General features: G+C 65.2%; 13 protein-coding genes. 7 read left to right on the plus strand and 6 right to left on the minus strand.

All coding sequences use genetic code 11. The annotated features are described in order from the left end of the window. Positions 1–12: 12 nt before the first annotated feature. Together IEW81_RS08755 and IEW81_RS08760 are read left to right on the plus strand one after the other, a co-directional pair. The gene (locus IEW81_RS08755) at positions 13–861 is read left to right on the plus strand and encodes an alpha/beta fold hydrolase (protein ID WP_097059540.1); all 849 of its coding nucleotides are present in this window, start codon (positions 13–15) and stop codon (positions 859–861) included. Next, complete coding sequence (locus IEW81_RS08760) at positions 858–2,273, plus strand: diguanylate cyclase (protein WP_097059541.1); 1,416 nt, start codon at positions 858–860, stop codon at positions 2,271–2,273. The genes IEW81_RS08755 and IEW81_RS08760 overlap by 4 nt, the downstream gene beginning before the upstream one ends. A 47-nt stretch (positions 2,274–2,320) precedes the next feature. Here IEW81_RS08760 and IEW81_RS08765 read toward each other — a convergent pair whose 3' ends face one another. From IEW81_RS08765 to IEW81_RS08775, 3 genes are read right to left on the minus strand one after another with little or no spacing between them, the layout of a single operon-like run. Then, positions 2,321–3,043, minus strand: coding sequence for a flavodoxin family protein (locus IEW81_RS08765; protein WP_097059542.1), 723 nt, complete (start codon positions 3,041–3,043; stop codon positions 2,321–2,323). A gap of 28 nt (positions 3,044–3,071) precedes the next feature. Beyond that, the gene (locus tag IEW81_RS08770; RefSeq protein WP_097059543.1) at positions 3,072–3,818 is read right to left on the minus strand and encodes an SGNH/GDSL hydrolase family protein; all 747 of its coding nucleotides are present in this window, start codon (positions 3,816–3,818) and stop codon (positions 3,072–3,074) included. 14 nt (positions 3,819–3,832) lie between these two features. Beyond that, entirely contained in the window at positions 3,833–4,498 is a 666-nt protein-coding gene (locus IEW81_RS08775) for a class I SAM-dependent methyltransferase (protein WP_097059544.1), read from the minus strand. Positions 4,499–4,724: 226 nt separating this feature from the next. On the opposite strand from IEW81_RS08775, the gene IEW81_RS08780 reads away from it, so the two are divergent. From IEW81_RS08780 to IEW81_RS08790, 3 genes are all read left to right on the plus strand, one after another. Further along, positions 4,725–5,096, plus strand: a complete 372-nt coding sequence (locus tag IEW81_RS08780) for a DUF1801 domain-containing protein (protein ID WP_097059545.1) — start codon at positions 4,725–4,727, stop codon at positions 5,094–5,096. Positions 5,097–5,165: 69 nt separating this feature from the next. Next, a complete protein-coding gene (locus IEW81_RS08785; protein ID WP_097059546.1) occupies positions 5,166–6,002 on the plus strand; it encodes an alpha/beta fold hydrolase in 837 nt (278 codons plus the stop codon). A 198-nt stretch (positions 6,003–6,200) separates the two neighbouring features. Further along, complete coding sequence (locus IEW81_RS08790) at positions 6,201–7,058, plus strand: aldo/keto reductase (RefSeq protein WP_097059547.1); 858 nt, start codon at positions 6,201–6,203, stop codon at positions 7,056–7,058. Positions 7,059–7,128: 70 nt separating this feature from the next. Here the strand turns inward: IEW81_RS08790 and IEW81_RS08795 are convergent, their stop codons facing one another. Together IEW81_RS08795 and IEW81_RS08800 are read right to left on the minus strand one after the other, a co-directional pair. Next, positions 7,129–7,392 carry a hypothetical protein gene (locus IEW81_RS08795; protein WP_097059548.1) on the minus strand — a complete coding sequence of 88 codons (264 nt, stop codon included), beginning with the start codon at positions 7,390–7,392 and terminating at the stop codon, positions 7,129–7,131. Between the two features lie 412 nt (positions 7,393–7,804). Then, positions 7,805–8,002 carry a hypothetical protein gene (locus tag IEW81_RS08800; RefSeq protein WP_097059549.1) on the minus strand — a complete coding sequence of 66 codons (198 nt, stop codon included), beginning with the start codon at positions 8,000–8,002 and terminating at the stop codon, positions 7,805–7,807. Positions 8,003–8,209: 207 nt separating this feature from the next. Between IEW81_RS08800 and IEW81_RS08805 the strand changes: the two genes are divergently transcribed. Next, a complete protein-coding gene (locus tag IEW81_RS08805) occupies positions 8,210–8,491 on the plus strand; it encodes an iron-sulfur cluster assembly accessory protein (protein ID WP_097059550.1) in 282 nt (93 codons plus the stop codon). Positions 8,492–8,548: 57 nt separating this feature from the next. Here IEW81_RS08805 and IEW81_RS08810 read toward each other — a convergent pair whose 3' ends face one another. Then, on the minus strand, positions 8,549–9,835 hold the full coding sequence (locus IEW81_RS08810; RefSeq protein ID WP_097059551.1) for a hypothetical protein: 1,287 nt from the start codon (positions 9,833–9,835) through the stop codon (positions 8,549–8,551). An 84-nt stretch (positions 9,836–9,919) separates the two neighbouring features. On the opposite strand from IEW81_RS08810, the gene IEW81_RS08815 reads away from it, so the two are divergent. Continuing rightward, a complete protein-coding gene (locus IEW81_RS08815; RefSeq protein ID WP_179691748.1) occupies positions 9,920–13,720 on the plus strand; it encodes a DEAD/DEAH box helicase in 3,801 nt (1,266 codons plus the stop codon). Positions 13,721–13,788: the final 68 nt, after the last annotated feature.

The following is a 13,788-nucleotide window of genomic DNA, read 5'->3' on the forward strand; positions in this document are numbered from 1 at the left end:
ACGACCGCTCCCATGCACTCGCCCCGTCTCATACCCCCTGCCGACACCGCTGAGGCGCCGGCAATCCTGGGCGCCGTCGAGCGCAACAACGTCATCGTGACGGGCGGCGACGCGGCACGCCCGATGATTTTCGCCCACGGCTTCGGCTGCAGCCACGAGGCCTGGCGGGATGTCGCACCCCGGTTCATCGATTCGCACAGGGTGATCACCTTCGACCAGGTCGGTGCAGGGGCCTCGAACCTCGCGGCCTACGACCGCGGCAAATACGACTCCCTGCATGGATATGCCGACGACCTGATCGAGATCATCGACGAGCTGAATCTCACCGATATCGTCTACGTTGGGCATTCGGTGAGTTGCATGATCGGCGTTCTCGCCTCGATTCGCCGGCCGGAACTCTTTGGAGCGCTGATCCTCATAGGGTCATCGCCGCGCTACGTGGATGCCGAGGGTTACACCGGGGGATTCTCCGAGGCCGACATCGAAGCGCTGCTCGACTCGCTTGACGCGAACTACCTCGGCTGGTCTGCGAAGATGGCCCCCGCCATCGCGGGGAACGCCGAACGTCCGGAGGTCGGTGAGCGGCTCGTCCAGAGTTTCTGCAGCATCGACCCGCAGATCGCAAGCCAGTTCGCTCGGGTGACCTTCTTATCAGATTCTCGCGACGACCTGCCGAAGGTCACCACGCCGACGCTCGTGCTGCAGAGCTCCGACGACATCCTGGCTCCTTTGCCCGTCGGTCACTACGTGCACGAACATATCCGGGGAAGCCAGCTGGTGGTCATGACCTCCCGTGGGCACATGCCGAACCTGTCTAATCCGGATCAACTGGTACGGGAGATCCGGGACTTCCTCTCATGACCATCGAAGAGCCCAATATCGAGAGGCCCAACACCGAAGGGTTCTTCGAGGAGCTCTACCATTTCGCGGCCTGCGGCCAACTCTCAACGGACGTCGACGGCGTCATCAACGTTGTCAACGGCACATTTCTCGAGTGGAGCGGCCTCGCGCGTGAGGAGGTCGTCGGCGTAATGTTCCGGGATCTTCTTACCCGCGGCAGCCAGTTGTTCTATGAAACGCGCTACCAGCCCGTGCTGAAACTCGGCGGTGAGGTTCGGGAGGTCGCGCTGGAGTTGACCCGGGCAGACGGCTCGCGCTTGCCGATCCTGGTCAACGCAAAGGTCGTCGGCGGTTCGACGAGGATCGCGGTCTTCGACTCGACCGAGAGGCAGGGCTACGAACGAGAACTGCTCGCGGCCCGACGGGTCGCTGAGGTCTCCGAATCCAGGGTTCGAGTGCTTCAGGATGCCTCGACCGCGTTCCTCGCCGCAGAAACCGACGAGTCCCTGGCCGATGCGCTGCTCGAGATCGCCCGGGACGCGCTCATCGCCAGCGATGGCGCGGTGGTCCTGCACGAGGAGACCAGCACCCCGCGATTGCTCGCGGGAGCGCAATTCACGGCCCCGCTGTGGGGCCTGCGGGGCACACGACCTGACCAGGCCGGGCCTCTCTACGAAGAGATGATGGTGGTCGAGAATATGCGGGATGCCGAGGCGATGTCGTCCGAGGTGGCCGACATCCTTCGATCCATCCGAATGGAGGCGTTCACGGCCACGCCGCTGATGGGGACGCGGGGGGCGCTGGGATCCCTCGTCCTGATGTTCGGGCGCGAAAGGTCGTTCGACGCGGCAAGTCTCGATCTTCACCGGGCGCTGGCCCGCCAGGCGTCGCTCGCACTCGGGCGGCTGCGCCTTCAGGCAGAACTGGAGAGGATGGCGTTGCACGACCAGCTCACCGGTCTCGCCAACCGCAACCTGCTGCGGGAAAGGCTGACGCTCGCCCTGGATCGCGCCGGTAGTGAGGGTCGGGCGATGTCCATCATCTTCCTCGACCTCGACGGGTTCAAGGCGATCAACGACGGGCTCGGACACCGGGTCGGTGACGTGGTGTTGCAGATTGTCGCAAAGCGGCTCGCGGGTGTGTTGCGTGAAGGAGACACGGTGGGCCGCTTCGGTGGTGATGAGTTCCTGATCGTCTGCGAGCAGGCCGACGCGGAGGCAGCCATGCTCGTGGCGAAGCGGGTGATTGCGACGATTGCCGAGCCGATCGCAGAGATGCAGGACGACCACGAGCTCAGTGCCAGTGTTGGTATCGCCTGCTTCGCCCCGGGCAACCCGCCCCCCAGCCTCGACGCCCTGGTGCGGGCAGCGGATGCCGCCATGTACTCGTCGAAATCGCTGGGGCTCGGAAGAATCACGACTGTAGCCCTGTAGCCCTGTAGCCACGGTGCGCCGATGCTGGACTACCCGGTTCCCCGGGGTCAGCGATACTCGGGGTTGGCCTCGAACCCGAAGCGCTCGCCGCTATCCCATGCGGCTCGCAGGTTGCCCTTGGCAGGAATGCCGCCAGCATCCTTGAGCATTCTCGCCAGGTGCAGGAGGTTCCATGTCATGAATGTGGTGTTGCGGTTGGTGAAGTCGTTCTCGGGGCCGCCCGAACCTTCGTCCAGGTAGCTCGGCCCCGGGCCCACCTCGCCTATCCAGCCGGCGTCCGCTGCCGGAGGGATGACGTAGCCGATGTGCTGCATGCTGTAGAGCAACGACATCGCGCCATGTTTCACGCCGTCCTCATTGCCGGTGATCAGCACGCCAGCTGTCTTGCCGTAGAAGATGTACTGGCCGCGATCGTTGAACATGCCGCTCATGGCATACAGCCGTTCGATGAACTGGCGGGCTACCGACGAGTTGTCTCCGAGCCAGAGCGGCCCACCGATGACCAGCACATCGGCGTCGCGGATTCGCGGCCAGATCTCATCGGGCCAGGCATCCTCGTCCCAGCCATGCTCGCGCATGTCGGGGTAGACGCCGGTTGCGACCGGGTGATCGATCAGCCTGAACGTATCCACCGTCACACCGAGCCGTCTCATCACAGCAATGCTGCGATCCATCAGCCCCTGCGTGTGGCTGAGTTCGGGTGATTTCTTCAGCGTGCAGTTCACGTAGACAGCGCGGAGATCGGAGAAGCCAGTCGGGGTAGAGACCATGCTCCGACATTACGCCGCGGGGGCCGCTTTACGCGATGACGACGGGTTGCAGGGTCGCGCTCTTCGGTTCCCGGTTGTCGCCGGACGACCGGCCAGTGAGTCGCCGTCCGATCCACGGCAGTACGTAGGTGCGCCAGTATGCCGAGGTGCGGGGGCGCGGGATGTCACCATCCTCGCCATGAGGAGCGAGGATCGGCACGCCCAACGCGGCAAGCACGTTTCCGGCGACCCGCGCGTGACCCGCGCTGTTGAGGTGCAATTTGTCGACCGACCAGTAGCGCAGTTGCGCGAGTTCGACATCTGCCCAGTTGTCGACCCACGTGACGCCGTCACGGGGAAGCCTGTCGCGCACGGCCAGAGCGAGCAGGTCGCCACGCTTCTCGATCGACGCCCCGAGCGGGAGGTGTCGGGTCGGATTCGCTCCACTGGCGAGCACCACGTGGATGCCGGCCCCGGTGGCTGAGTCCACCGCTGCGAGAAGCTGGTTGGCAACGGCGGCGATCGAGACGCGCGGTCGCATGATGTCGTTACCGCCGCCGTTGATGCTGATCAGCGCGGGTGCCAGGGCGATCGCGGCATCCATCTGCGTGGTGGCGATGGGGTCGAGGAGTCGCCCGCGAATGGCGAGGTTCGCGTAGGTCACGGTGCCGGTGGACGCGAGCGCGAGCCCACGCGCCACCAGGTCGGCCCACCCCCGGACTGTGCCGTCGGGCAGGTCGTCGCCGACCCCTTCGGTGAAGCTGTCGCCGATGGCGACATAGCTGGAGAACGGCATTGCCCCATCTTCGTCTATTCGGCTGTGACCACCCGGCGCAGCGCCAGCACGCAGTCGACGATCGGTCCGATGGTGCCGTCAGGGCCGGTGGCCTGGCGCTCGACCAGTTCTTTCGTGACGACCGCCCAGTCGGCCAGCGAGAGTCGCGGGTTGTCGTCGAACAGTGACGCGAGAACCTCCTCGGGCGTAGGAAGGTGCCCAGCACCATGGTGGCAGTCTGCGGGGGAGTCGACCCAGTGGGGCACGCCCGAGTGACCGACGACCAGCAGCATCCCACCCGGTGCCACTGCCTCCGCGGCGCGACGCAGGATTCGCTCGCGTGGCAGGTCGACGGTGGAGTGCAGGAAGCACGCGGTGACCAGGTCGTATTCGATGGGGGGATTCCACTCGCTGAGGTCGGCGGCTACCCAGGTGATGGCATCGCCGAGTTGCTGGGCTGCCGCACCGATGGCCAGCGCGGCCGGGGCGATGTCGACCGCCGTGACTCGCCAGCCGTTGCGCGCCAGCCAGAGAGCGTCCCCGCCCTCACCGCTACCGAGGTCGAGTGCGGTGCCGGGGGTGACTCCTCCCACTTCGCGCTCGAGCGCTGTATTGACCTTGCCGCTCCATGACCTGACGTTCTCCAGGTAGCGGTTCTGCCAGTATTCCGCGGCGGTGGGGTGCGGCTCAGGTGAGGTCATGCACCCACTCTGGACGCGCGCTACCGTGAGGGCAAGTTGCGGTGCCCACCCAGCAAAGAACCTGATGCCAGACGCCGCACTCCAGCAGATCGGGCCCCGGCCGCGCCGAGATCGTGGCCATCTTCGGCAGACCGGGTAAATGCATCCATGTGCGAGCCAGGCCCGGCGGTTCCAGGAGGCCCGATAGCGAATACCATTCGGTTACCGCGAACGGGAGGCAAGAGCCGTGAATGCTGCCGAAGAGATCGACGCCCTGATAGCAAAGAACGCAGACTGGCGTGGCGACCTGCTCGCACACCTTCGAGCCACGATCCTCGCCACCGACCCCGCGATCGTCGAGACCTGGAAGTGGATGGGATCGCCCGTGTGGGAGCTCGGCGGCATCATCTGCGTGGGCAATATCCATAAGAACAAAGCGAAACTGACCTTCATGGATGGCGCAGCCCTCGCCGATCCCGACCACCTCTTCAACGCCGAACTCGAGGGCAACAAGCGTCGCGCCATCGACTTCTTCGAGGGCGACCAGACGACGCCGGAGTCGCTCCAGGCGCTCATCCGATCTGCCGTCGCTCATATCCAGGGGCGCGCGAAGATCTAGGGCGGTACTCGACGACCGGGCAATGCGCAATGGCTAGCAGGGCCGAACTGCGCCCACTTATCGTCGAATATGAGCGAAATAACTGCACATCACGGAATTCTCAAGGACGTCAATCTCCACGTGGATGACACGGGCGGGGTCGGCCGCGCCGTCGTCCTGATCCATGGCTGGCCGCTGTCTGGCGAGTCGTGGAGCGAGCAGATCCCCGCACTCACCGCGGCGGGCTTCCGCGTCATCAGCTATGACCGTCGCGGCTTCGGGCGCAGCGACAAGCCCAGGAGTGGATACGACTACGACACGTTGACAGACGATCTGCAGGCCATTCTCGAAACCCTCAACGTGACCGACGCGACACTGGTCGGATTCTCGATGGGCGGCGGCGAGGTCGCCCGCTACGTCAGCCGGTTCGGTGAGGAGCGACTGCACAGCGTCGTCTTCGCGTCAGCGGTTCCCCCGTTCATGCAACAGCAGGCCGACAACCCGGACGGGCCCCTCACCGAGGAGCTTGCCAACGGGATGACCGAGGGCCTGAAAGCCGACCCTGCATCGTTCTACGACGGTTTTACCGTTCAGTTCTTCACCGCAAATGGTGAGCTGAAGGTGACCGAGGCACAGCGCCAGGATGCCCTGCGGCTTGCGAACCAGGCCGACAAGAATGCGGCCCTGCAGGCGATGGCCGCGTTCGGTTCGACCGACTTCAGGGAAGACCTGCCTAAGGTGACGGTCCCGACCCTCGTAATCCACGGTGACGCGGACGGCGTCGTGCCGTTCGAAGGCTCAGGAGCACGCACCCACGCCACGATCACCGGCAGCGACCTGCACGTAGTGGTGGGTGGACCGCACGGAATCAATGTGAGCCACGCCAATGAGTTCAACGCCGTCCTCCTGGCATTCCTCGACAAGTAGCCCGTTCGAGACGAAGGCGCCCTCCGGCTTCGGGGGCGCCTTCGTCGTCAAGGGCGCCGTCGTCTAGAGGGCGCGCGCTTCGTATGGGGCAGCACCACTTCCCCGCCCATGTCTTGCCGAATGCCGAATGCCGAATCCCGAATGGCGGCCCTAGGCTGATTAGACGGAATTCTTTGAAAAACAGAGGGACGGTCATCCATGAAGCAACGCACCATTGGCGATGTACAGGTCAGTTCGATCGGGCTCGGCGGCATGCCGATGTCGATAGAGGGCAGGCCGGACCGCGCTCGATCGATTGCGACGATTCATGCTGCCCTGGAGGCCGGGGTCACCTTCATCGACACGGCCGACGCCTACCAGGAGGTCGGCGAGACGGTCGGGCATAACGAGACCCTGATCGCCGAAGCGCTGGCCTCATGGGGATCTGACACGTCCGGCATTCTGGTCGCGACCAAGGGCGGCCACCTCCGACCGACTCCCGGGGCATGGGGCCAGAATGGCAACCCCGACTACCTGAAGGATGCCGCAAAGGCTTCAGCCAAGCGCCTCGGTGTCGAGTCGATCGGGCTGTACCAGTTTCACCGCCCTGACCCGGAGGTCGACTACGCGGACTCCGTCGGAGCGATCCGGGACCTGCTCGACGACGGGATGATCCGCATGGCGGGGATATCCAATGCCAATCCCGACCAGATCCGCCTGGCCAACGAGATTCTCGGCGGGCGGCTCGTGTCCGTTCAAAACCAGTTCTCTCCCCGATTCCGATCGAGTGAGCCTGAGTTGGACCTCTGCGCAGAGCTGGGAATCGCGTTCCTGCCGTGGAGCCCCCTCGGTGGCATCGGTGGCGCAAAGGAGCTCGGCGGCAAGTGGGCCGAGTTCCAGGCCGTGGCCGACGCACATGGAGTGAGCCCGCAGCAGGTCTGCCTCGCCTGGGAGCTCGCCCTCGCACCGATCGTCATCCCGATTCCCGGCGCGTCGAGGCCGGAGAGCATCAGGGATTCGGTACTGGCTGCCGAGCTGGAGCTCACCGCCGACGAGGTTGCCCGGCTCTCTGCCTAGTCCGGACGAACAGGACGGCCCGGCGGCTGGATCACCGAGGTGATGCAGCCGCCGGGCCGCTGGCTCCTCTTCATCGCGGCGGCAGGGTGAGACGGGCGCTGCGTTCCCAGGCCCTCTCCCGCGACTGCAGGGCGAGCTCGCGCTCGACGCGGTTCGCCCGATGTTCGAAGGTCGAACCGAACCGCGATCGACGGCCCCATCTGACCAGAGCGAGACCCAGGTGCAGGGCGAACCTGTCGATAGCGGTGACTCGCAGGGCGGGCTGGGGCGTGGCGCGTGCGTGTTGGGGTGGATGATCGTGGCGACGCGTGTCGATAGCCAGGGTTATGCGCATGAGCGTGTATTTCTCCGTGATTCTGTGCGCCGTCGGCCGCGGTGCGGCGGCGAGAAGCGCGGGACCGCCGAGTGAACGGCGGGTGGGTTGCGGCTCACGACAATGAGCGGAGCCGGGAAGAAGGGCCGGGCTCAGCGCGACATGCTGCGCTGGGACGACCCTGAAAAGCGAGCCATCGCCAGAATGCGAGCCACCGTCAGTGCGGTGGATGTGTTCGCTACCCGAGTGGCAGAGGCGTACGCAGGGAAGTGCCCGTAATGCGGGTGACCCCCGTGAACTGTGTCATAAAGAACTGTGTCGTAAAGAACTGAGTCATTATCATCGTGGCCTCCTCCGGCTATCGCGTGCTCCACGGTAGCGACCGCGTGTGGCGTGACGCAACCATTAGGAGCGAGTTGTTACAAGTGGCGGGCTAGACCGTGGAGTACAGGCCTTCGAGCGCTGCCTCAATCGTGGGGAAGTTACCGACCGTGCGCGCATTCTCGTTCTTGAGTCGAAACCCACCGGCTGTGCGGAGGACGCTACCCGCCATGACGTCGGTGATCTGGTGCCGGATGATCCACCGGCCATGCCCGTTTTCGATCAGGTAGAAGTGCTGGGAATGGGACATCTTGAGCCTCCGTTCTGCGATCATTCTGACGCTGGTCGCTGACGTCGGTGCGCAGCAAAGATGAAGTTCAGGTGAACTCATCCGGTCACGCCCCGAACATGTGTATCGCCTCCGAGTCCGGGCCTGAGCTTGCGGGCTCAGAGCCGAGTGCGGAAGCGTGGCTATCTTCACTGATCGACACTGCTTGATAACGGAAGGACGAATTCCATGCTTACACTGACCGACACAGCCACGACTGTCGTCAAATCCATCGTCGACAAAGCGCCTCAGTCTGACGCCGCTGGCCTGCGCATCCACGGTGATGCCCCGGATGCCACCAATTTCAATGTCGCCGTCGTCGCCGGCGCAGAGCCGGGTGATTCGGTCGTCGAGAGTTCGGGCGCGCGGGTATTTCTCGAGCCGAACGCATCCAAGGCACTCGACGACAAGGTCCTTGACGCAGAGGTTTCGGACGAGGGCGCAGTGACCTTCGCGCTCACCTCTCGCTGAGCCACAGCAATTATCGGAAGGGCCGTGCCGAAAGGCGCGGCCCTTCGTCATCTACGGTCAGGCGCTGTACCGTGCCAGGGCGTCGGCGTCCCTGGCCAGCGTGACGGCCCGTCGGATCGTGTCGAGCGCTTCTACCGGGTCTGTCTCGACCTGCGCGAGCGCGTACTGGCGCTCAGCTTCTGCCAGCTTGGTGCGGGCGCTCACCCCGCCGCCACGCGCGCCGATGAGGTCGCGCACGACGGCGATCTGGCTTGCGGCAGATACGAGCGTGCCCGCGTAGGCGGCGCGCGCGTGGGCGAGGCGGTCGGCCTGGTTGCGCGCGCTTGCCATGGCAAGGTCAAGCCTGGCGACGGCTTCACCGATCCTGTGCAGATCGTCCACAGGATCGGCCGGGCCACTGCCGGTCGCGAGAGCCTCGTCGACGGCCGCCATCGCGTCGATGATCGCGCGGCCCGACTCGGCATCCGGGGCCGTGTCCCGCTGCTTCTTCGCCTCGTCAAGGTCTGACCGGGTGGACTCGCGCAAGCTGGCCAACGCGACCTCCGCTGACGCGAGATCGCGCTCGGTTCGATCCACGGCATCGAGAAGTTGCTCGGCGCGGCCTGCGATCTCGGATGCCCGTTGCAGGGTGCCTGAGACTGCGCTCACCCCGGCGGACGTCACAGCGGGGGCGGCTTCGTCGGTGATCGCCTCGGACTCCGCGAGCGAGGATTCAGCCGCAGAGACGTTCGAGGTGATGCCGGCCACGACGGCGGGGGAGTAGCTGGCTTCCAGGCGAGCGAGTGTCACGCGGCTGGTATCCACTCGTTCCCGCGTCGCCGCGGTGCGCCTGCGCAGGTGGGCGATCGCGTCGGCCGCGCCCACCTCCAGTCTGCGCAGTCCCGCGAACGCGGCATCCTGCTGGGCAAGGATCGCGCCGGCCTGCTCGCACAGCGCGATGATCTGCAGCGTCCACTCCCGCTGGTGACGGTCGCTGTCGGCGGTGCTGTCGTCGAGCAACTGCCGCAGTCGAAACGCTTCGGCGACCTTCGTTCGCGCTACGGTGATCGATTGCCCGAACCCCCTCGACCTTTCAGCGCCGAACTGCGCGATGGCGAAGCCGAGCTCGTGATCGGCAGCACGCACTGCGTCATCCATACGGACCAGTGCACTGCCCGCGGTCGAGCTGAGCTCGGCCATGGGCGCCGAGCCGAAGCCGAACGCGGCCGAACCTGGCGGCGAGCCAGCAGAGATTGCGCGACCATTGCGTCGACGAAACAGGGCGGCAAAACCGATGACGAGGCCGCCGCCTACTATCACCAGGGTGGTCACGCCGGCCACTACGATGCCTGTGACAACATCCATGTTTCGTATTCTACGGTGCCGCGAGTATGCGAAACCCGGCCGTATCACCCGGCTTTCTCCGCACTGTCGTCTTAGGGTTGCGGTGTGTGGCGTGCCAACAAACCTTCCGAAGATTTCACTGTTGACCCTGATGAGCAGCAGGCGGGCTCCAGCGACCCCGCAGCACATCACGTGAGTGCACAGCCGCAGGTGACGGCCCCGCATGTGATCAGTTTCGGTGATCCGACAGTCTCTGCCGGAAACGTGGCGGAGCCGGTGTGGGCCCAATGGCGCGAAGAACTGGCGGGGCTCGGTGGCGCCAGCCCGTTGTTGCACTTCAATGACTCGCCTCGCACCCACATAGAACTGTCGACGACCCACCCCGGTGGGCTTGCGCAATTCATCACCGGTAAGACCACCCTGCTGTCGAACCTGATCAGGGATGACGTCGCACTGCGTGCCGCAAAAATCGCGGCCGGCGCGATCGCCTCCAAGGGCCTTGAACTCCAGAGTGCTCGCGGCATCGATTCTGTTCACCTCGGCATCGGCATCGCCGAGTGGCGTCACGGGGTCACAGATTTCCGTGCGCCAGTGCTGCTGCGCCCGCTCGCCATCCGCCGCCATGGTCGCGACTTCGAGGTGAGGCTGCGCGGCTCGGCCTTCCTGAACCCTGCGCTTGCACGCGCCCTCGACGAGCAGTTCAACCTCCGGCTTGACGCGCACGCTTTTGTCGCTCTCACGGACGACGACGGCACCTTCAAGCCGAACCCCGTCATCGACCGGCTGCGTGGCCTGACCTCTCACCTCGAGTGGTTCACCGTCAGCCCGAGGCTCATCGTCTCGTCGTTCGCCGAGGTGTCGAGCGGACTGCTCTCCGATGCCGCAAGCCTGGAGCATCCGGTGCTCGACGCGCTGGCTGGTAACACGTCGGCCCGGTGGACCATCGAAGAGGGCTACGCGCCGGTAACGGCTGTCGCGGCCGACGAGCGCGCCCCCTCGACCGACAGCCTGCTGCTGGATGCCGACTCCGAGCAGGAGAACGTGATCGCGCAGATCACCGCGGGTAACTCCATCGTCGTGAAGACGCTGCCCGGCACCGGTGGAACCCAGACGATCGTGAATGTGATCGGCACACTGGTTGGCCAGAACAAACGCATTCTCGTGTCGAGCGCTCGCCGTGCCTCCCTCCTGTCGATCTCTGACAGGCTCTCTGACATCGGAATGCCCGGTATCGCGGTGTCGCCGCGAACGCTTCGTCGCGACATCATCCGATCGATCTCCCGCAGCGAGAAGGCCACGCAGCCCTCCGTCGGCGAAGTGGATGAGGCACTCGTCAGGCTGCGCAAAGTGCTGCTGGATTACCGGCTCGGCCTGTCGAAAACAGACCAGGCGCTCGACATCTCGGTGCTCGAGTGTGTCACCGAGTTGAGCAGGCTCGCTCTGCTGCCGAATCCGCCCGCCACTACCGCGAGATTGTCGCGACGCACGGTGGAACTGCTGGCGAAAGACCGTTCGCGGGCAGCCGAGATCATGGTCGCCGCAGCACGGCTCGGGGAGTTCCGCTACGGTCCGGGAGACTCTCCCTGGTACGGCGCGCAGTTCGCCAGCGGTGAAGAGGCGCTCCGCGCGCACGAGACCGCCAAGCGACTCAATCAGAGCGTGTCTGCGCTCGTGGACTCCGGGATGCGACTCATCTCCGGGACTCACATGCGTCCGTTCCAGAGCGTGACGGAGCTCGGGATATACCTGCGGCTGCTGATCGATCTTCGCGACAGTCTGGACCGTTTCCTGCCCAGGGTGTTCGACCGCTCGATTACCGAACTCATCGCCGCCACTGCTCCCCGCAAAGACTTCCCTGACATGTCCGGTGGAAATCGTCGGAGGCTCAAGAAACTCGCGGTGGAGTATGTCCGGCCCGGCGTCAAGGTCACCGACCTGCACCAGGCGCTCGTGCGCATCCAGCAGCAGAGAGTGCTGTGGCACAGGTTTGTGGCCGAGGGTGCGACTCCGGAGGTGCCCGTCGGCATCGGACAGGTGCAGGCTGCGTTCAACGAGGTAGCGCAGGACCTGTCAGAACTCGACCAGCCCCTCGGGCTCACCACGCGCGAGACCCAGCTCGGGATGCTCGCCGTCCCGTTTTTGCTCGAGAAGCTGTCGAGCCTCGCGGCCGAGTCCGATGTGCTGCACAACCTCCAGGAACGCACCACACTGATGGCGTCGTTGCGCGAACTCGAACTCGATCCCCTCATCGACGACCTCGCCCGCAGGCACGTGCCCGAAAGTGATGTCGCCGCCGAGCTCGAACTGTCGTGGTGGAAGTCTGCACTCGAGTCGATGCTCGAATCCGAGAAGTCCCTGCTCGGGGCGAATACCTCGGTGCTCGACAGGCTCGAGGCCGATTTCAGGCTCGTCGACGAGGCGCACGCCCAGGGAAATGCCCAGCAGCTGAGCTGGCAGCTGGCCGAAAACTGGAAGATCGGGCTGGTCGACTGGCCGGATGAGGCGAAGCTGCTCAAGCGCATGCTCGGACGAGACTCGGTGTCAGCATTCGACCTGCAGACCACCGCTCCTCACCTGTCGCGCACCGTCGCGCCCGTGTGGCTGTCGTCGCCATACGAGATCGACTCGATCGTCGAGACCATGCCGTTCGATGTGGTCATCCTGGTCGATGCCGGTGCCACGACGATCGCGGAGAACGCCGGCGCCATCCGCCGTGCGAAGCAGGTCATCGCGTTCGGTGACCCCGTCACGCAGACTCCCGCCCCGTTCGAGATCGGCATCGTCGACCGCGCTGGGGACGACGTCGACGGCCCGGCCGAAACCGATGAGTCCCGCGATGAACTGCACTCCAATTCGGCCCTCGCCCGACTCGGTGGATTGTTGCCGACACTGTCACTCACGCGCAGTTACCGTCCCGGAGGTGAAGACCTCGCCGAACTGGTAAACCGTCGCTTCTATGGCGGCAGGATCGTCTCACTGCCCTGGGCGGGGACGTTCCTCGGCCACGGCAGCCTCGCGCTGGACTATGTGGTCAAGGGCCACGGCATGCCCGACCCCGATTCCGGAGCTGTCGAAAGCCCCGATGCCGAGGTCGAGCGTGTCGTCGACCTCGTGCTCGACCACGCCGTCAAACGTCCGCACGAATCGCTCATGGTCATCACGGCAAGCCAGAAGCACGCCGTCAGGGTCATGCAGGCGGTGCTCGATGCCGCTGGCACGCGAGCCGGTCTCGTCGACTTCGTGGTCAGTGACCGACCAGAGCCATTCGCTGTCTCGACGATCGACCAGGCCGTCGCACAGAGCCGCGACCGGGTGATCTTCTCCATCGGCTACGGTCGCACCCCGCACGGCAGGGTGTTGTCAGACTTCGGTGCTCTCGGCGAACCCGGCGGCGAACGCCTGCTGGCCGTCGCCATGACGCGCGCACGCCGCTCGATGGTCATCGTCAGTTCCTTCAAGCCGGAAGACCTGGATGACGGTCGCATGAGGCACGGTGCCGTCGCGCTGGCCGAGATTCTCGGGGAAATCGGTGCACGACAGGCGGCAGTGCCCCTGCCGGATGACAGCGAGCCGATGCTGGTCGACCTTGCCCAGAGGCTGAGGTCACGCGGGCTGAACGTCGCGCTGGGTCACCGCGGAAAGCTCGGCCTCGTGGCATCCAGAGGTGGCATGTGTGTCGCTATCGAGACTGACACGGTGCTGCACAAGTCGAGTTTGCGAGAGTCGCTCAGGCTTCGCCCGGAGCTGCTGAGGCGACTCGGATGGCACTACCTGCGGGTACACGCCTTCGAGCTGTTCAGCGATCCGGAAGCCGTGGCATCCAAGGTCGCGGTCATGCTTGGAGCAGACCCGTCACCGGTGACAGAGCCGATCACCGTGATCGGTCCCGCGGTTCCGCGAATCTGATGCCTGGCGACGCTGAATCCGGCCAGGAGGCAGCGCCAGCGCCAGTGCCAGCGCCGCGCATCCGACGG

It is taken from the genome of Salinibacterium xinjiangense (genome assembly GCF_014645015.1).
Taxonomy (GTDB): domain Bacteria; phylum Actinomycetota; class Actinomycetes; order Actinomycetales; family Microbacteriaceae; genus Rhodoglobus; species Rhodoglobus xinjiangensis.

Bases quoted from the DNA above. Each gene is read 5' to 3' on its own strand.
- IEW81_RS08755 (WP_097059540.1), top strand. From the start codon at position 13: ATGCACTCGCCCCGTCTCATACCCCCTGCCGACACCGCTGAGGCGCCG.
- IEW81_RS08785 (WP_097059546.1), top strand. From the start codon at position 5,166: ATGAGCGAAATAACTGCACATCACGGAATTCTCAAGGACGTCAATCTC.
- IEW81_RS08795 (WP_097059548.1), bottom strand. From the start codon at position 7,392: ATGCGCATAACCCTGGCTATCGACACGCGTCGCCACGATCATCCACCC.
- IEW81_RS08805 (WP_097059550.1), top strand. From the start codon at position 8,210: ATGCTTACACTGACCGACACAGCCACGACTGTCGTCAAATCCATCGTC.
- IEW81_RS08760 (WP_097059541.1), top strand. From the start codon at position 858: ATGACCATCGAAGAGCCCAATATCGAGAGGCCCAACACCGAAGGGTTC.
- IEW81_RS08765 (WP_097059542.1), bottom strand. From the start codon at position 3,043: ATGGTCTCTACCCCGACTGGCTTCTCCGATCTCCGCGCTGTCTACGTG.
- IEW81_RS08775 (WP_097059544.1), bottom strand. From the start codon at position 4,498: ATGACCTCACCTGAGCCGCACCCCACCGCCGCGGAATACTGGCAGAAC.
- IEW81_RS08770 (WP_097059543.1), bottom strand. From the start codon at position 3,818: ATGCCGTTCTCCAGCTATGTCGCCATCGGCGACAGCTTCACCGAAGGG.
- IEW81_RS08810 (WP_097059551.1), bottom strand. From the start codon at position 9,835: ATGGATGTTGTCACAGGCATCGTAGTGGCCGGCGTGACCACCCTGGTG.
- IEW81_RS08790 (WP_097059547.1), top strand. From the start codon at position 6,201: ATGAAGCAACGCACCATTGGCGATGTACAGGTCAGTTCGATCGGGCTC.
- IEW81_RS08800 (WP_097059549.1), bottom strand. From the start codon at position 8,002: ATGTCCCATTCCCAGCACTTCTACCTGATCGAAAACGGGCATGGCCGG.